Source organism: Sphingobacterium sp. HMA12 (assembly GCF_002933815.1).
In the GTDB taxonomy this organism is placed as follows: domain Bacteria; phylum Bacteroidota; class Bacteroidia; order Sphingobacteriales; family Sphingobacteriaceae; genus Sphingobacterium.
This window is the reverse complement of record NZ_BEYR01000006.1, coordinates 156,521-174,519: the sequence shown is the minus strand read 5'-3', so window position 1 is coordinate 174,519 and position 17,999 is coordinate 156,521. Positions and strand designations below refer to the sequence as shown.

The 17,999-nt window shown below is 41.4% G+C and carries 15 protein-coding genes; 3 read left to right on the top strand and 12 right to left on the bottom strand.

What is annotated here, in order from left to right; translation table 11 throughout:
- Position 1: 1 nt before the first annotated feature.
- The 11 genes from HMAT_RS23495 to trmD form a co-directional block, all read right to left on the bottom strand.
- Positions 2-1,135, bottom strand: coding sequence for a PepSY domain-containing protein (locus tag HMAT_RS23495; RefSeq protein ID WP_104385271.1), 1,134 nt, complete (start codon positions 1,133-1,135; stop codon positions 2-4).
- Between the two features lie 66 nt (positions 1,136-1,201).
- Positions 1,202-2,458, bottom strand: a complete 1,257-nt coding sequence (locus tag HMAT_RS23490) for a DUF4374 domain-containing protein (protein ID WP_104385270.1) — start codon at positions 2,456-2,458, stop codon at positions 1,202-1,204.
- Positions 2,459-2,483: 25 nt separating this feature from the next.
- Positions 2,484-4,874 (bottom strand): TonB-dependent receptor, encoded by a 2,391-nt coding sequence (locus HMAT_RS23485; RefSeq protein WP_104385269.1) that lies wholly within the window; start codon positions 4,872-4,874, stop codon positions 2,484-2,486.
- A 114-nt stretch (positions 4,875-4,988) separates the two neighbouring features.
- Complete coding sequence (locus tag HMAT_RS23480; RefSeq protein ID WP_104385268.1) at positions 4,989-6,077, bottom strand: DUF4374 domain-containing protein; 1,089 nt, start codon at positions 6,075-6,077, stop codon at positions 4,989-4,991.
- A gap of 145 nt (positions 6,078-6,222) precedes the next feature.
- A complete protein-coding gene (locus tag HMAT_RS23475; RefSeq protein ID WP_104385267.1) occupies positions 6,223-6,861 on the bottom strand; it encodes a hypothetical protein in 639 nt (212 codons plus the stop codon).
- A 49-nt stretch (positions 6,862-6,910) separates the two neighbouring features.
- Positions 6,911-7,456 carry an RNA polymerase sigma-70 factor gene (locus HMAT_RS23470; RefSeq protein ID WP_233789547.1) on the bottom strand — a complete coding sequence of 182 codons (546 nt, stop codon included), beginning with the start codon at positions 7,454-7,456 and terminating at the stop codon, positions 6,911-6,913.
- 34 nt (positions 7,457-7,490) lie between these two features.
- Entirely contained in the window at positions 7,491-8,273 is a 783-nt protein-coding gene (trpC, locus tag HMAT_RS23465; protein ID WP_104385266.1) for an indole-3-glycerol phosphate synthase TrpC, read from the bottom strand.
- A 16-nt stretch (positions 8,274-8,289) separates the two neighbouring features.
- A complete protein-coding gene (locus HMAT_RS23460) occupies positions 8,290-8,868 on the bottom strand; it encodes an aminodeoxychorismate/anthranilate synthase component II (RefSeq protein ID WP_104385265.1) in 579 nt (192 codons plus the stop codon).
- A complete protein-coding gene (locus tag HMAT_RS23455; protein ID WP_104385264.1) occupies positions 8,855-9,148 on the bottom strand; it encodes a chorismate mutase in 294 nt (97 codons plus the stop codon). Before HMAT_RS23455 ends, HMAT_RS23460 begins: the two co-directional genes overlap by 14 nt.
- On the bottom strand, positions 9,145-10,548 hold the full coding sequence (locus HMAT_RS23450) for an anthranilate synthase component I family protein (RefSeq protein WP_104385263.1): 1,404 nt from the start codon (positions 10,546-10,548) through the stop codon (positions 9,145-9,147). The genes HMAT_RS23455 and HMAT_RS23450 overlap by 4 nt, the downstream gene beginning before the upstream one ends.
- A gap of 258 nt (positions 10,549-10,806) precedes the next feature.
- Positions 10,807-11,484, bottom strand: a complete 678-nt coding sequence (trmD, locus tag HMAT_RS23445) for a tRNA (guanosine(37)-N1)-methyltransferase TrmD (protein ID WP_104385262.1) — start codon at positions 11,482-11,484, stop codon at positions 10,807-10,809.
- Positions 11,485-11,568: 84 nt separating this feature from the next.
- Between trmD and HMAT_RS23440 the strand changes: the two genes are divergently transcribed.
- Entirely contained in the window at positions 11,569-13,200 is a 1,632-nt protein-coding gene (locus HMAT_RS23440; protein WP_104385401.1) for an ABC-F family ATP-binding cassette domain-containing protein, read from the top strand.
- A 279-nt stretch (positions 13,201-13,479) separates the two neighbouring features.
- On the opposite strand, the gene gndA is transcribed toward HMAT_RS23440, so the two are convergent.
- Complete coding sequence (gene gndA, locus HMAT_RS23430) at positions 13,480-14,895, bottom strand: NADP-dependent phosphogluconate dehydrogenase (RefSeq protein ID WP_104385261.1); 1,416 nt, start codon at positions 14,893-14,895, stop codon at positions 13,480-13,482.
- Between the two features lie 180 nt (positions 14,896-15,075).
- Here gndA and HMAT_RS23425 point away from each other — a divergent pair, with 180 nt between their 5' ends.
- Positions 15,076-16,587 (top strand): gluconokinase, encoded by a 1,512-nt coding sequence (locus HMAT_RS23425; protein WP_104385260.1) that lies wholly within the window; start codon positions 15,076-15,078, stop codon positions 16,585-16,587.
- 16 nt (positions 16,588-16,603) lie between these two features.
- Positions 16,604-17,926 carry a gluconate:H+ symporter gene (locus HMAT_RS23420; RefSeq protein ID WP_104385259.1) on the top strand — a complete coding sequence of 441 codons (1,323 nt, stop codon included), beginning with the start codon at positions 16,604-16,606 and terminating at the stop codon, positions 17,924-17,926.
- Positions 17,927-17,999 lie beyond the last annotated feature (73 nt).

Here is a 17,999-nt window from a genome sequence, read left to right as displayed (position 1 = left end):
ATTAAGTTGTTGCTAATTGTGGACGTCTTGATTTTTTTGTTGACTTTTTTTTCTTTCCCCACCAGATGTAAAATCCTGTTATAGGCAAAGTCGCACAGATAAGCGATGCGATGAAGTAAATGATTTTGGTGGTCATTCCACCGATAAAACCGGTATGCAAGGCGTAATTAGAACGCATGAGCCATTCTGTGGTATTGGCTTCATCAATTGGTCCCTGTTTGCGTCCGGTTAATTCCAGGGTATAACGGTCAAAATTAAGGTCTCTCCAGCTTCCGTTGGCCATGTCTGTGCAGGCATATACCGTTTTATCTTCTTTTTCAGGATAGTGTACGATGACAGCTTCTTTATTGAATTTTGCATACTCGTGACGTACTTTATACCAGATTTGATCCGCGATTACCAGCGCATCATTTAGCGGTTGATCCTGAAGCTCAGATTTATTATTCTTTTCCGTCTTCGGTTTGTTGGGGTAACCTCCCGTCATCCAAACGACAGAACTTCGTATCCAGGGAAAACTCATAATGAGTCCTGTAAAGCACATGACCAATGCGATTGTCAATGCATAAAAGCCTAGTACGTTGTGGAGGTCATAATTGATGCGTTTGAATTTCGCTTTCCATTTGATGGTAAAACTCTGTTCTCTCGATCTATGGTTCCATTTCTTTGGCCACCATAATACCATGCCTGTGATCAGTAGTATGAAAAAGATGAAGGTGCTCCAGCCAACGACTTGTCGGCCTATTTTTACTGGCATCCAAAGATGACGGTGACCTTCATCCATGAAATGGAAAAAATCCTCATGATCAACAATGGCCATGACTTCGGCTGTATAGGGGTTTACATAGACCAGGCTATCGGAATGGTCTAAGCTTACTTTGACCGACCTGTCCAGTCCGTAATACCAGGAGCTCCCAATTTCATGATCGGGAAGTGCAGCCTTAACAGATTTATAGATCGCAGAGGGTGGAAGCTGTTCTTCTGGTTTTTGCGGGACGACCTGAATATAGTTTGTGGCCAATTCTTTGATATCGTGTTCAAAGACAAGTATGCAGCCTGTAATTCCTAAGATAATAACGGGTATACCCGCTGCCAAGCCTAGCCAGAGGTGTAACCAGGCATTAATTTTACTGAGCATAATGGGAAACGGTTTTTATAATCCGATCTGCACATGTAGGTTGGCAGATCGGATCATTGGGGATGATTAATAACTGATTTTACTCATTGATGATACTTGGGATATCCCGATAAATTTCAACCCTCTTTTTGCTGTAGCGTTGTTGATATCAATGATGTAGGTGTAATACTGTTTGTCGTCTTTATCTTGACAGGTATAGTAAGCCTTAGCGCCACCTTTGTCAACATATACAACATCTTTATAACCTTGTTGTTCATGTGCAGGAATCTCTATGATTTCTGTCATTTTTTTGGTTTGTATATCTACGATATATAATTTGACAAGACCACCGCCTACACCTTCGGACTGTTCACCTTTGTTATAGATCGTCATTAAAAATTTATTGTCTTTAAGATAACTGCCTCTCGCGATCTTACCGTTTCCAAGGGATTCGATATCAAAATAATAATCTTTATCAAATTCATCCGTTCCTTTCTTGATTCTCAGGAATCCAGATTTATTTTTTGTAGCTAATGATGCTTCATTTGCTGAGAACCATACATATGCATCGCCCTTATCGTCTACCGCTAAACCTTGTTGAGCAAACCAGTTTCCGATATGGGAACCTCTTCCGTCACGGATTGTTTTTTCAAATTTAAGTTCAGGATAAGAGAAGATGCCGATATAGGTAGTATCTGTCGTTGTAAAATCTCCGCCCCAGTTATTTGAACCATCACCGGATTGGAAAGGAATATAGACTTTACTCCCTACTTGGAATACACCTGTCCAGATCGCCATGCGTTTACCCCCCAATACTTTGGAAAGGTCGACCGTGTTTTTGTTCGCGATGGCGAAATTTTGTGCATCATAATTTCGTAGCGTCGCGACAGGGTTTACAATGCTTCTGTTGGTTGTACCTAAAATCACATTTTTATCACCGAAATTACCATAGATACCTGCGGTTTCAGCATTTACCTGATCATCTTTAAGTCTTTGCAGATCACCTTTGGCATCAATGGCATAAGGAGTGATAGGTCCTTGTCCACCATATGTCAGACCAAAAACATGGTTGTTTTGATTGATAAAGGAGAATTCTGTTGCTGGCATACCGTTACCTACAATACTTAAATTACCTTGGCTAACATCATCCGTAGTAACAATGTAAGTGCCTGATGAACCCGACTCCGAACTCCCTTGACCAGTTACGATAAAGACAAATTTTTCCTTCTTTTTCGAGTTTCCTGAATCTTCTCCTCCTTCAACAGGCTTGTCCTTTGAACAAGCGGTAATTGTTAATACGCCACAGGCTACTGTAAGCAATTTTAAGTAATTTGACTTTTTCATTTTGAGTTATTTAATAAATTGTGTGTTATTTTTTGCGTATAAAGTATCTGAATTTGACATTGAAAGACCGACTAGGTTTCTGCATTTCAAAATTGTCGTATCGTGTTGCGTCGGTTAGGTTATTACATTCCAGCGCAATATTGTATTTTCCCGAAGCCATCGCATAGACCATGTTGACATCATGGGATAGTTGTTTGGGAATAATGAAACGCTGTGCTGGTGTGCCCAAACTTGGAAAATCCAAAAAGAAGGCATGGATATATTGGAGGTTGTAACCGATTGTCAATGTATTATGTTTACCTCCGAAGTGGTGCAAATAATAGGCAGCATCTGCATTCCCATATAAATATGGGATATTAGGCATGCGATCCTTGTAAACGCTGCTTTCTACAAGTTGACCGGGCTCATATTTCGTGTTATTGATTATATTTTGGTAGGTTAGATTACCACCGATTGAAAACTGATTTTTATAAAAATATTTTAGATTAAGATCTACTCCATTATTGAGTACACTCCTTAAATTGAGGTATTTACTCTCTCTCTTGTTGTTTGAGCTTAATGGGCTGATGTAGAGTCTTATAAAATCAGTTGCATTTCTATAGGTATAGTTAGCATCTATGATGATATGATTATGCTCATTCCATTTTTTTGTGTAGGAGAGGCCGATATTGATGTTATGGCTATTCTCTGGTTTAAGTGTTGGATTTGCGCTCAGGTCTTGCGCATCGCCAAATAATTCGTTGTTTTCAGGTAATCTGGAAGCTTTCTCATAGGAAGCTTTCAATTGTAGGGTTGGATTGACAAAGTAGGAAGCCGCAAAGCCATAGCCTAATTTATTGACCGTCGTTTCTACATTTTTGTAGATTTCATTTTTCTTGACTTCTTCAAAGTATTTACCTTTTTGGTTGTAATTTTTTACAAATACATTTAAATCCCATTGATCGGCTATATTCGTACGATAACCTAGTGCTGTAATATTTTTTGTCGTTTTTCGCGGCAACTTGTTAATTTCGAGATCTGGGTAATATATGTCTTTTCCTTTGCGGTCAAACGTTGTCAATAGGTGATTGACCATAAAATGGTGTTTTTCATTGATCGCATAGGAGAGGTTGGCAATGAAGTTGCCATTGTTATTGTTGAAACGATAATCGCGTAGTTCGTTTTCCCCTCCGGGAGCATTAGGATTCTTTTTGTCTTTGGGTTCACTTTCTCCGGACCAAGTAAATCTTCTATTCACTGTATCCAGACTGCGTTCTTTGCCGAGATTGTATCGACCAAATATGTTGACATCTAGTCCCTTTACAAATAGATCTTTTTTGATGTATTTTATACTGGGTTGGATAATATTTCCCAGGGCTTCTCTGCCTCCATAAACATCGTCCATGTGGTTTCCGGTCTGGATCTCTTTTTTGTTTTCACCGAGTGTTATTCCAAAAAGTAGCTGATCTGCATATTTCTTGTTGGAGACTCCGATATTGTACACCATGGTTTCATTTCGGTATGCGTCGTGAAAACGCCTTCTTCTTCCTTTGGTATATTTTCCGGTTTCAAAATCAGCCGTCCGCACATTCACCCAATAATTGTTGTCCGAATAGTTCTGGAAGGCTGACAAGGTCATCATTAATCCGTTATTCGAGATGTATCCTGCATTTACCGCAGTTTTATGTGTGTTGAAGGAACCATATGAGTAGGAAGCGTCGAGGTACTTACCAGGTTCATTTTTGGTGACAATATTTACAGCACCACCTAAGGCATCGCCACCCAGCCATACTGGAACAACGCCTTTATACACTTCTACACGCTCGGCAAAATTGATCGGGATATTATTCAATTGAAATGATGAACCAAAATTGTCCATCGGAATACCATCCAGAAATAATTTGACCTGATTGCCAGAAAATCCATTGATACTAAAAGACATATTTGATCCAACACCGCCAGACTCTCTCAAGCGTACGCCCGAGACTCTATTAAGTGCCTGACCGATATCTAAAGTCGTATTGTAGAGTTTTTTTGCGTCTATTGCAGAGACATTGTAAGGTTGTCGTGTTACTTCACTTGTGGTAGATCGTCCTATAACTTCAACTTCTGCTATGGTTTTTCGATCCGGGGTCATTTGTATACCGGATAGATCAATAACATTTTTAGTACAGGTGACGGACCTACTGATGGTCTGATATCCGATGGCGGAAATTGTAACCTGATGATTGCCGAAAGAAATTCCACTTATTTTGAAAAAACCATTTTTGTCTGCTTTGGCTCCTTTATTTGTACCTGATAGGACAATTGTTGCCCCATGAATAGGTTCGTTTGATGTATTGGTAACACTACCTTTGACTTCAGCTAGTTGTTGGGAGTGTGAAGGAAATGATATGATTAGGAAAAAGAATAACCATACTACTTTAAATTTTGACATTATTTTATTTAGATTAATTACACATAGAGAAGTTGCGTAACTCTAAATCTACCGAAGGTCAAAAAAGTAAATAAAAATTATTATTTTTTAATAGGTTGAATATCAGTTGGAAATTTAGTTTAATCGGTCTATTCTGACAATAAAATCTGTTGCTTGATCTAGGGTAAGACCCACCTGAATATTTTTTGATGTGATATCATAGACCCAAACTTGATGCTGATCCTTTGCATCGTCTATGGTGATATAGGCTTTCCCATTTTCAACGAGAACAGATTCTTTGCGTGTCCCCTTGTCGAAAGGTAAGTTTAATTTTGTTGTGGTTTGGCTGATAAGATCGACCACATAGTACTCAAATTGATAGGTGGAATGATGATCGCTAAAGTCGGTGTAGCGGTCTCTACGTTCACTACGGACGATAGCCTGATTGTTGCCCAAATACCACATGCCATAAGCATGATTGTGCGTTTTGGCTGTTAGATTGAGAAAATAAGTAGGGTTGATGTGGGTGGAATTGCTGTCAATTCTGAAAATTGCGGTAGGTTTCGACGGACTGTTGCCCAGCGCTATGCCCGGGCAGGACATAAAATAGAAGTTCCCATTTTCGTCATGAAAGCTGTAAGACTGTACCGTATTAACTCCACCGGGGTAAGTGGATCGTATATCCTTTTGTATATTTTTCAATCGTAAAGTCGCCTTATCCAATGTTGCGACGTATAGGGTGTCTATTGTGGTGAAGTCAGTTTCGTTGATTACTTTATTAAAAGTATAACCAACCAGCAATTGCTGTTGATGTACCGTGCCAAAGCCCACAGATAGGATATTGAAATCCGCTGCGGCCGAAGGTAGTTTTATCTCTTGCTGTTGATTGATTTTGAAATCATGGACGGCAATTTTATAGATCCATAGCCGACGATTTGTTTTGTTGTCCGAAGTAAATAGGAGCAATGTGTCTAGATCAAGCCAGTTTATATTTTCAATATGCTGATCTTGCATCGCCAACTGTGCAATTTCCTTTAATCCGTTTGATTCAAGTGTATATTTTCTGAATTTTCCCGCTCTTAAAAAATAAAAATGCTTGTCCTTAACGATGATGCTTCGATCGAATTGTTGTGTCTGAACGTCGATGCCATTTTTTGAAATGGTTAGATTTCCACTATCAACGGTATTTGAGGTGATGATCGTGTTTCCGAGATCTTTATTCATCGTATAGAGACTGTACTTCCCGTCGATATTTCTGCCCCCATCTTCCGTTCTACAGCTTATTACTAAATGGAGTAATAACAAGGATAAGAATAGCGTGAAGCGGTTGAATAGCATGAGTGTATGGACTAATTGAAGTTCTTCTTATTTAGATGATATTAAATTGTATTTTCAGTTCGTGTTGGATGGTAGGGGCTAAAAAAGTCAGTTCTGATTTGGAGATTATTACCTGCTTGCCATTTTTTTGTGGTTTTAATACAAAATATGTTTCCCCATGTTTGAGTTCCTTCTTTTTATCTGTTCCAGAAAAGCTAAAGGCAAAGTTTTTTTTGGGAATGAACATCATATTGCCCGAAGTTTTGAATTCCCCGGTATCCGTATTGATCTCAGCCCGTGCATTTTTACCTAGGATGATATTATAACTATTCTGGTTAATATACTTCAGCCCAGCACTTGTTCCGTTATCAAAGATGGCGGCAGTGTTTTCGGTATCCTTACTGAATTGATAAAAACCAAAACAGAGTAAAAGTACAATACTGGCTGCTATTCCAATATATTTAAAGTTATACTTTTTAGGAGGAACTATCGTTGGGACTTCGGACTGATCAATATGGTTGCTCAGCTCGGCCCAGATATCCGTTTCTAATTTTGCTTTTTTAGTGATGGAAATAGACAAGGGCTCCGACTCGAGGGTATCATCCAATAACCATTCCTCCACAAGAAGTTGTTCTGCGGGAGAGCATTGGCCTAAATGATATTTCTCTATGAGTTTATGGTCTATCTTCATATAATATACTTCCTGACAAAAGTACAAGATTTCTTTTTTATAGCTAAATTTAGGATATATATTCCGTTAGTTCTGTTTTTAATGTTTTTAATGCTCTTGAAATGTGATATTCTACCGCTCTTTCTGAAATATAGAGCTTATGTGCAATTTCCTTATTAGTGAGTCCCTGTTCCCTGCTCATGCGGAAAACATTCTTACATTGTTTGGGCAGACTATCTATCAGCATTGATATTTTCTTCGCCAGTTCGTCGGCGATCAACGAATTATCCACATAATGCTCTTCGCGCGTACTTGAAATATTGTCCAGGTGTTGCTGCCGTGATACTTTATTGCGAATGTATTCAAATGTTTTGAGTTTTACCGATCTGATCAGATACCGTTCAACCTCGATGAGACGAAGCTCATCACGCCGTTCCCAAAGCGATTTGAAAACATCCTGTACGATTTCCTTGGAATGCTCTTCATCCTTGATACTGCTCAGGCAAAAAGCAAACATACCTTCCCAGTGTTGAAGATATATTTGCTCAAAACCTGCTTTATCTATAATAAAAAACTCTTTTTCCAAAATACCAGTTCGCTGCTTGTTCTGACGCAAAGATAGGCTTATTTAGATTCGTTTTAAATAAAATCTAAATTTCTTTTACGAAATCTTTGATTGCTTTGCCCGGATCTGTGGTTTTCATAAAATTTTCACCGATTAAAAAGCTTTGGAAACCTGCCTTTTTTAATGCTTTAATCGTCTTGGGATCGGAGATGCCACTTTCAGATACTTTGATGTATTCGGATGGAATCTTATCCAAGAGATCATACGAATGTTGTAGATCGACGGTGAAATCTTTTAGGTTTCTGTTATTGACACCGATGGCATCAATGTCGTCAAAAAGATTATCCAATAGCTCCTGTTCGTTGTGTACTTCAAGCAAAACATTCAGTCCCAATTGATGAGCATAAGCAGCAAATTCCTGCACTTCTTCTTTTTCTAGACATGCAGCTATTAATAGAATGACATCGGCACCATAGGCTTTTGCTTCGGTAATCTGGTATTTGTCAACAATGAATTCTTTGCGCAAAATAGGAATGCTAATAGCTTTTCGCGCCTTGGAGAGGTCTTCCAGATTACCCTTGAAAAATTCGCCGTCCGTCAGAACCGATACAGCCGAAGCACCGGCTTCTTCATAGGCCTTGACAACATCTTCAACTTTTGCTGTACTGTTAATATCTCCTTTTGAGGGTGACGCTCGTTTATATTCTGCAATAATCCCTGTTTTTTCGGGATCTAATATAGATTCCCTTAGAGAAAGACAAGCTACGTTGAAATAGGGATAGTTCAACAGCTCTTCGAATGGAACTAAGGCTTTCGCTTTTTCCACTTCTATTCTTTTTCGTTCAATGATTTTATCGAGTATTGTCATTTTTAGTATTTAGATATTAGTGTTGAAATAACCAGTTTTCAATTAATTTTTTTCCATTTGTAGTCAGTACTGATTCGGGATGGAACTGCATTCCTCTGACATCATAGGCCGTATGCGTCAGTGCCATGATGATACCATTCTCGTCTACTGCCGTAACTTTAAGTACGCTCGGCAATGTATCCTTATTTACTGCCCACGAATGGTAGCGACCTATTTTAGAATCTTTCGGAAAATCCTGAAATAGCTTTTCGGATTCATCGGTGACAATAATGCCAGTTGCGACACCATGCAACGGTTTTTCCATGTTAAATAATGTACCGCCAAACACTTCGGCGATAGCCTGCTGGCCCAGGCAGATGCCCAATATACTTTTGTGCGGAGCATAGGTGCGGATCACATCAAGCAATAAGCCCGCCTCTTCAGGAATTCCGGGGCCCGGGGAAAGGAGGATTTTATCGAATGCTTCCAGCTCTTCCAGTTTGAATTTATCATTTCTCAACACCACATAGTCCTGTCCCAATTCCTGGAGCAAATGAACCAAATTATAGGTGAATGAATCGTAATTGTCGATGACAACGATTTTATTGTTGCTCATAACCTCTTGTTGTATAGTCCTGATTAAAGTAATTATCTATTTCCTGAAATATCGTCTGGACAAATTCTACTGGCAGATCGAATTTCTTTGCCAGTGTCACCTGATTGCTGCTGATATTTTTAATAATATGTTGTCCGGCATCCGTATGGTCTTGCAATACTTTTGCCTTATGGAGATATGCTTTCCGTAGGGCTAGCAATTCGACGATGCGGTTGTCGATGGTGTCGATTGAAACATTGATATGTTGGGTATTGACACAGTATTCTAATGGTCTGATCATAACGTTTCTGCTAATTGTAACGCTTTTCGCAAAGCTGCTATTTTATTGTTGACTTCCTGAAGTTCCATTTCTGGATCTGAATCCAGTACAATTCCGCCTCCGGCCTGATAATGCAAAGTATTTTGTTTGCTCAGGAATGAGCGAATCATGATGGCATGATTGAAATCACCATTGAAGCCCATGAAGCCGATCGCTCCGGAGTAGAACGAACGTTGCAATCCCTCGTAGCGATCAATGAGTGTCAGAGCCATGTGTTTTGGCGCTCCGGAGAGTGTCCCAGCAGGGTAGGTATCCCCCACAATGTCGAATGGATTGATATTATCTTTCAAGACACCTGTTACCTTAGAAACCAGGTGGATAATATGCGAGTAATATTGTGGTTCCATATAGGATTCCACTTTAACCTGGGTACAGTGTCTGCTCAGATCATTACGGGCAAGGTCTACCAGCATCACATGTTCCGAGGTTTCTTTCGGATCCTGTTTTAGCCTAGAGGCAATCTTTTGGTCTTCTTCCATGTTTCCGGTTCTCTTGAATGTTCCGGCGATCGGGAAGATCGTAGCCTGCTTGCCATGGATGCGCAATTGTGCTTCGGGCGATGAACCGAATAATTTAAAGTCACCATAATCAAAATAGAATAGGTAAGGGGAGGGGTTAATGGAGCGCAAAGCGCGGTAGACATTAAATTCATCACCCGAGAATGGCGTTCGGAAACCCCGGGATGGCACAATCTGAAAGACGTCACCGCGTTGGATATGTTCCTTCATCTTTTTGACCAATTGACGGTGTCCCTCATCCGTACGATTAGAGCTTTCCTCGCCTGCTAGTTTGAACGTATACTCAGGGAAGTTTTTGTTCTGGATCAGGAATTGCATACGTTCCAGTTCAGACTCTTCGTCTCCCAAAAGATGTTCGAAAATATACAGCTGATTACGGAAATGGTCAATGGCGATCACATATTTGTAAACGTGGTACTGCATAAATGGTATCTTACGTGCCGGATCGACAGGCGTGGTCAGCTTGATATCCTCAAAATGCTCAATGCAGTCAAATGTAAAGTAACCGAATAGCCCATTGGAGATTAAATTCAATTCGGCAATTGTCGAATCTTCAAAGGAATTCCGAAAATCAGAAACCTCCTGGCGTAACTCAATTTCTTGTGCATTTTTGACAATTCGTTCTTTCCCGGGATAGGTTAAGGTCAATTCCCGCTCGTCTAGCTGTATCCCTGCAATGGGTTGACAGCAGATATAGCTGATGTTGTTGTCACGACTATGGTAGTCTGAACTTTCCAATAGCAGTGAATTTGGAAAGATATCCCGTAATCGAAGATAAATACTCACCGGTGTAGTTGTGTCGGCGAGCAACTTTCTGCTCTGTGTTTTGAATTTATACTTCATTTTATTCTTTTATTCGCTGTGATAAATTTTATACATAAAAAAAACCCGATACTGGTTAGCATCGGGTTTGGAATTTCCATAAATGGTTTTGGTTGATTATGAAATATTATGACAATACCAATTGATTCCCGATGCTTATTGCTTCAGGCCACCACCAATTTGTATTTGTATATCTTCGTGTCATTATTACACAAATTTATAAAAAAAAATAAATAAGCAAACTTTTTGTGATAAAAAAACAAAAATTCACCTTATTTCTTAATCATTTAATAAATCGGGACGTCTCTCTTGTGTTCTTTTTAGCTGTTGTTCGTGCTTCCAGGTAGCGATGTTTGCTTCATGTCCACTGAGTAGAATATCGGGTACTTTGTGCCCTTTCCAGTCTGCGGGGCGTGTGTAGATCGGTGCATCCAACAGTCCGTCCTGAAAAGAATCTGAAAGCGCAGAGGTTTCATCCGATAAAACTCCGGGGATCAAGCGGATGATCGCGTCTGTAACAATTGCCGCTGGAAGTTCACCTCCGGACAGCACATAATCACCTATAGAGATTTCCTTTGTCACATAGATATCTCTGATGCGTTGGTCTATACCTTTGTAGTGACCACAGAGAATCATCATGTTACCTTTTGTCGAGAGTCCGTTTGCAATATCCTGGTTAAAGGTTTCTCCATCAGGAGTCATATAAATGATTTCATCGTATGTCCGTTCGGCCTGCAATTGTTCAATGCACTTGGCAAAGGGTTCGATCTGTAGTACCATCCCTGACCCGCCACCATACGGGTAATCGTCCACACTTTTGTGCTTATTTGTTGAGTAATCTCTTAAATTGTGTACATATATCTCCGCGAGGCCTTTATTCTTTGCACGTTGTAAAATAGAGTGTGCAAATGGACTTTCCAAAAGGTCTGGTAGGACCGTAATAATATCAAAACGCATGGCGCAAAGATACACAAAAATGATCCATTGTCTATTTATAAGATTGATTCGCTTATCTTTGTGGCAAATTTAAGTGTACATACAGTGATTGACGTAAATAATATTTCTGTTTCCTTTGGGGGAACGACTCTTTTTTCGGATGTATCTTTCTCGATCAATGAGAACGATAAGATTGCATTGATGGGTAAGAACGGTGCGGGTAAATCTACCCTGCTGAAAATTATCGCTGGAGTGGGTAAACCTACGACAGGTAATGTGGCGGGGCCAAAAGACGCCGTCATTGCTTATCTACCGCAACATTTGCTGACGCAGGATCATGTGACGGTCTTTGAAGAGACCTCGAAGGCTTTTGAGGAGGTCTATGGAATGCGGGATGAATTGGAGCAGCTGAACGAACAATTGAATATCCGTACAGATTATGAGTCTGATGATTATATGCAATTGATCGAGCGGGTGTCGGAACTGAGCGAGAAGTTTTATTCGATCGAAGAGGTCAATTACGATGCAGAAGTAGAAAAGGTGTTGAAGGGGCTTGGTTTCGAGCGTTCTGACTTTACTAGACAGACGTCGGAGTTTTCCGGAGGATGGCGTATGCGTATTGAACTGGCCAAAATACTCTTGAAGAAGCCAGATCTGATTTTGCTGGATGAGCCCACCAACCACATGGATATCGAGAGTATTCAATGGCTGGAGGACTTCCTGGTTAATTCAGCGAAAGCAGTTATTGTTATTTCACACGATAGAGCCTTTGTCGATAATATCACCAACCGTACCATTGAGGTGACGATGGGTCGTATTTATGACTATCGAGCTAAGTATAGCCACTATTTGGAACTGCGCCAGGAAAGACGTCAGCATCAATTGAAGGCGTATGAGGAACAGCAGCGTTTTATTGCTGACAACCAAGAATTCATTGATCGTTTCAGAGGAACCTATTCGAAGACCTTACAGGTGCAGTCGCGCGTAAAGATGTTGGAGAAATTAGAGGTTATCGAAATTGACGAAGTGGATACTTCGGCCTTGCGCCTGAAATTTCCACCTTCACCTCGCTCGGGTCAATACCCTGTCATTGTGGAAGATCTTACCAAGGCTTATGATGAGCATGTGGTATTCCATAAAGCCAATATGGTGATTGAACGTGGAGAAAAAGTTGCCTTTGTCGGTAAAAATGGAGAGGGTAAATCGACCATGATCAAAGCGATTATGGGTGAAATAGATTTTGAAGGAACATTGAAGGTGGGGCATAATGCCAAGATCGGTTATTTTGCCCAAAATCAGGCAGCATTGCTTGATGGTGAATTGACTGTTTTTGATACGATCGATCAAATTGCAATAGGCGATGTGCGTGTTAAAATGAAAGATCTCTTGGGGGCTTTTATGTTTAGTGGTGATGACACGACGAAAAAGGTCAAGGTACTATCCGGTGGTGAGCGAACTCGTCTGGCCATGATAAAACTTCTTTTGGAACCGGTGAATGTATTGATCCTCGATGAGCCTACCAACCATTTGGACATGAAGACCAAGGATATTATTAAGGATGCCTTAAAGGATTTCGATGGTACATTGATCCTTGTTTCACACGACCGTGACTTTTTGGATGGTTTGGCAGAAAAAGTTTTCGAGTTTGGAAATAAACGTGTCCGTGAACACTTTGAAGATATCAAAGGTTTCTTGGAATATAAGAAAATGAGCAGTTTGAAGGATATTGAACGATAGCATCTAAATCAACAGCGTGTAAACGTATACTGTTAGTCTATTTCATATAATCATACGCTACAAGTTTTTGTTCAAATCCGATATTTGCGGTAGAGAAATCAGAAACTTTATCTGTAAACGAAGCCTCCTTAGCTCAGCTTGTAGAGCAACGAACTTGTTATCAGCGGGTCATTGGTTCATCTCGATAGGAGGCTCAGTTATAAAAAGCGGCTTTATATAAAAAAGCCGCTTTTTTGTATTTTAAACGAAGATTAAATCGAATCTTCAAGCTTTCGCTCCTTAATCCCAAAGTGTGTGAAAGATACCTTCCCGATCAATACGTTCATAGGTATGTGCGCCAAAATAGTCTCGTTGTGCTTGTATAATATTTGTAGGTAATTTTTCGGATCGGTAGGCATCAAAATAAGAGAGTGCGTTTACGTATCCGGATACGGGTATCCCGTTTGCGATAGCATCTTTCAAGACCTCGCGAAGGCTGGCCTGCGTGCTCAGCAACTTTTGGGCAATGGTGTTATCGAGTAGGATATTGCGCAAATCCGGATTAGCCGCATAGGCTTTTCTAAAATCCTCGAGCAAAGCCGCACGAATAATGCAGCCGCCTCGCCAAACTTTGGTTACCACCTGTAAATCTAGCTCATAGCTGTAGCTTTCCGATGCAACAGTAAGCTGTGCCAAACCTTGCGCATAGGTCGTGATGATCACAAAGTACAATGCATTTTTTAAGCGATCGGTGAGCGTAGTTGCGGGGAGATCAACAACTTGTCCATCCCAATGAAGTAATTTTGCTGCCTCCAAACGCTCGGGTTTGTATTTGGACATATCGCGCATATTGACCGCTGCATCGATCACCGGCACTGGCACCTGTAGATCCATCGCATTTTGCGAAGTCCATTTACCCGTTCCTTTTGATCTTGCCCAATCTGAAATCAGGTCTACCAAATACTGGTCACCTTCTTTTTTCTTCAGAATCTGAGCGGTAATCTCAAGCAAGAACGAATTTAGTTCGCCCTTGTTCCATTCTTCGAAGGTCTGTTGTATGGTTTGGGTGTCAAAACCGTATAATCTTTTCATCAGGTCATAGGTTTCTGCAATTAACTGCATGATGCCATATTCGATACCGTTATGCACCATCTTTACATAATTTCCGGCCGACCCGTTGCCTAGAAATTCCACACAGGGTTCGTCGGCTACCTTGGCCGAAACCGCCTCAAATATTGGCCTTAGCCTTTCGTATGCCTTTCTGTCGCCACCGGGCATCAAGCTCGGTCCGCGGCGAGCACCATTTTCTCCTCCGGATATGCCCATTCCGAAGAAATGTATACCCATACCGGAAAGCTCATTAAATCTTCTGTCCGTATCCGCGAAGTACGTGTTTCCGCCGTCGATGATTATATCTCCTTTATCCAAAAGCGGAACAAGACTGGCAATCGCCATGTCAACCGGCTTTCCGGCCGGCACCAACAGCATAATTGCTCTGGGGTGTTGCAAAGCCCCTATAAACTCTTTTACTTGGGTCGTCACTTTGATGCGATGTCCTTCATTGGCTTCAGCTTCTAATGACTCAGCTTTCTGTGGATCAAGGTCTAATCCTGCTACCGCGAAACCGTGGTCGGCGATGTTCAGCAATAAATTACGTCCCATTACGCCGAGTCCAACAATTCCAAAATCGTAGGTATTTGTTTTATCTATACTCATCGTTTAATATCGTTTTTCTAAGTTGAAATTTACCATTTTTGTTGATACTATGAAAGACAATTATCGGCAGATCGGTATGAAGCACTTTTTTCGTTCCAATTACTTCGCTGGTATTGAACCTTTTGTTGTAAACCAAGAGATAATCCGTATATTGAACTCTCCTAAACATCAATTTTATTTATGATCATTGGATTAGACATTGGGACATCATCTGCGAAAGCTGTTGCATTTGACGACGAAGGTAACATCTTGTCGCAGCATAGTATACCTTATCCCATATTAAACCCGTCGGAAGGCTGGTACGAGCAAGATCCGGAGATAGTTTATGGTGCATGTATTGAGTCTATTAGGTATATAATGATTAGCTTAAAGCAATCTAGTGCCGAGATACCGAAACCCGTATGTATTTCGGTGAGCAGTGCTATGCACGGACTGATCGCTGTTGACTCGGCGGGAAAGCCACTTAGCAATTGCATGATATGGGCAGATCGCAGAAGCGAGAATATTGCGGTAGCCTTGGAGGCAAGTGAGGCGGGCAGGCAGCTTTATCAGCAGACTGGTACACCAATACATCCCATGTCTTTGCTTTGCAAATTAATGTGGATAAAGTCCAACGATCAAAAATTATTTGCTCAGTCGCACAAGTTTATCGGTATCAAAGAATTTCTTTTTTACAGGCTCTTTGGCGTGTATGTGGTCGATCATTCCATTGCATCTGCAACAGGGCTTTTCGACATACATCAGCTAACATGGTCTGATCAGGCGTTAAGATTGACGGGCATATCGGAAGAGCAACTGGCATCGCCAGTTCCGGTCTATTATGTTTTAAATATGCCTAACCGAGAAATTGCAGCCTTGATGCACATCCCCGAAGATACCCCTTTTGTTATAGGTGGTAGCGATGGTTGTTTGGCTAATCTCGGGGTAGGGGCTATAAGTCCTGGGGTGGCTTCGGTAACTGTCGGTACCAGTGGAGCTATTCGCGTCGCAAGTTCGCAGGCAAATCAAGAAAAAAAACAAAGGCTATTTACCTACCTACTGAGACCAAATGAATATATAATTGGTGGCGCGGTTAACAATGGCGGTGTATTACGCAACTGGTTTCGAGATAACTTTTTGCATGAATTTAGCCAAATGGAAACGGAGGGAGATTCTTCTGCCTCGTTAAATGCTTTGGTCGACTCCGTCGCCCCTGGGGCAGAGGGCTTGATATTCTTGCCCTATCTAACCGGTGAACGGGCACCACATTGGAATTCCAATGCAAAAGGCGTTTATTTTGGGATACAGCTGCATCATGGCAGGGCGCACTTTGCGCGGGCCATGATGGAAGGGATGTTGTTTGCAATCTACAGTGTAGGAATCGCTTTAGAGGAGAACACCGGCCCTATTCATACGATCCTTGCGAGTGGCGGCTTAGCGCGTTCATCGTTGTGGGTGCAAATGCTTGCAGATATTTTCAATAAACCTGTATTCACCAAAAATACGGTGGAAAGCTCTGCATGGGGAGCAGCATTGATAGGCTTGGAAGCATTGGGTATACGGAGGGTAGAGCCTAGCGAAAAAAACAAGCAAACGGAGGGAACACAAGATAGGGAGCACTATTATAAACCGAGTGAGGAGAATCACGCTGTATATATTAGAAACTTCCAGAAATTTGAACACCTGTACCATATATTGGAAGGTGAGTTTTAACTAGATATAAATTATTATGCCTCTAATCATCGTTATTTTGGGAGTAGCTTTACTACTTCTTTTAGTCACTGTCGTTAGGTTAAACACGATCTTTTCATTACTGATAACCTCTGTTGCGGTCGGTTTTGCGATGAATATGAGTGCCGTTGATATCCTTAAATCTGTTGAAACCGGAGTGAGTACCACTATGGGCCAGTTGGCACTATTGTTGGCTTTCGGGTCTCTACTGGGGAAATTGATGGCGGAGGGTGGCGCTGCAGAAAAGATTACAATGGTACTAACGGCTGTATTTGGCAGAAAGAACTTACCATGGGCAATGGTTCTCACGGGCTTTTTAGTAGGAATTCCCTTATTTTACAATGTCGGTTTTATCGTCTTAGTACCATTCGTTTTTATGGTATGTGCTTCCAATAAAATGCCCTTGCTTTACGTAGCCATTCCGTTGCTGGCAGCGCTGTCCGTGACGCACGGTTATTTGCCTCCACATCCGGGAGCTACGGCCATAGCGGTTACTTACAATGCGGATATAGGTTTGACAATGGCCTATGGCATTGTTGTGGCAATTCCTGCCATAATTATCGGTGGACCGCTCTTTGGCAGAACCCTTAAGCGTATTCCGACCAACCCACCGGCCGAGTTTCTTCCTGAACATAATCAAGCAGATAGGGAAGATCTTCCCGGATTTGCAATTAGTATATTTACGGGGCTGTTTCCAATAATTTTAATTGCTTTTGGTTCATTTGCGCATCTAATATTCCCAGAAGGCTCCTCTTGGCTGGCGGCACTACGTTTCTTGGGTGACCCGGTGGTGGCTTTAATGATTGCATCGCTAATGGCGATGTACACGATGGGTATCCGCCAGGGTAAAAGTTTGCGGGAGCAGTCAGAAAGTGTGGAAGAAGCAATCCGCGGGATCATGACGATCCTTTTTATCATTGCAGCATCAGGCGTCTTCAAGCAAATTTTGGTAGATAGTGGTGTAGCGAACTACATCGCTGACCTAACCGCAGACCTGAGCTTGTCGCCTCTTGTGCTTGCATGGTTAATAGCCGGTATCATTCGGCTAGTTATCGGTTCGGCAAGTGTTGCTGGACTCACGGCAGCGGGCATTATGCTTCCCATTGTGCAAGCAGGAGATGTTACTCCTGAATTAATGGTGCTAGCGACGGGAGCGGGCAGTCTCATGTTTTCACACGTCAACGATCCGGGGTTTTGGATGTTTAAATCTTATTTTGGAGTGAGTATGAAGGATACGTTTCGCTCATGGACGGTGATGGAAACGCTCGTTTCTGTTGTTGGATTGATCGGTGTCTTGATTTTACACTGGCTTGGTCATTGATAGTGATAAACAGGCCCGCGTACTGTTGCTGTAGCTCAACAAAACGATTATATGAAGTAACCGCAAGGATATA

What these genes read in the sequence shown, in the direction of transcription:
- HMAT_RS23490 (WP_104385270.1), bottom strand. Translation starts at nt 2,458, where the DNA reads ATGAAAAAGTCAAATTACTTAAAATTGCTTACAGTAGCCTGTGGCGTA.
- HMAT_RS23480 (WP_104385268.1), bottom strand. Translation starts at nt 6,077, where the DNA reads ATGAATAAAGATCTCGGAAACACGATCATCACCTCAAATACCGTTGAT.
- gndA (WP_104385261.1), bottom strand. Translation starts at nt 14,895, where the DNA reads ATGAGTATAGATAAAACAAATACCTACGATTTTGGAATTGTTGGACTC.
- HMAT_RS23485 (WP_104385269.1), bottom strand. Translation starts at nt 4,874, where the DNA reads ATGTCAAAATTTAAAGTAGTATGGTTATTCTTTTTCCTAATCATATCA.
- HMAT_RS23455 (WP_104385264.1), bottom strand. Translation starts at nt 9,148, where the DNA reads ATGATCAGACCATTAGAATACTGTGTCAATACCCAACATATCAATGTT.
- HMAT_RS23425 (WP_104385260.1), top strand. Translation starts at nt 15,076, where the DNA reads ATGATCATTGGATTAGACATTGGGACATCATCTGCGAAAGCTGTTGCA.
- HMAT_RS23475 (WP_104385267.1), bottom strand. Translation starts at nt 6,861, where the DNA reads ATGAAGATAGACCATAAACTCATAGAGAAATATCATTTAGGCCAATGC.
- HMAT_RS23495 (WP_104385271.1), bottom strand. Translation starts at nt 1,135, where the DNA reads ATGCTCAGTAAAATTAATGCCTGGTTACACCTCTGGCTAGGCTTGGCA.
- HMAT_RS23460 (WP_104385265.1), bottom strand. Translation starts at nt 8,868, where the DNA reads ATGAGCAACAATAAAATCGTTGTCATCGACAATTACGATTCATTCACC.
- trpC (WP_104385266.1), bottom strand. Translation starts at nt 8,273, where the DNA reads ATGACAATACTCGATAAAATCATTGAACGAAAAAGAATAGAAGTGGAA.
- HMAT_RS23420 (WP_104385259.1), top strand. Translation starts at nt 16,604, where the DNA reads ATGCCTCTAATCATCGTTATTTTGGGAGTAGCTTTACTACTTCTTTTA.
- trmD (WP_104385262.1), bottom strand. Translation starts at nt 11,484, where the DNA reads ATGCGTTTTGATATTATTACGGTCCTACCAGACCTTTTGGAAAGTCCA.
- HMAT_RS23450 (WP_104385263.1), bottom strand. Translation starts at nt 10,548, where the DNA reads ATGAAGTATAAATTCAAAACACAGAGCAGAAAGTTGCTCGCCGACACA.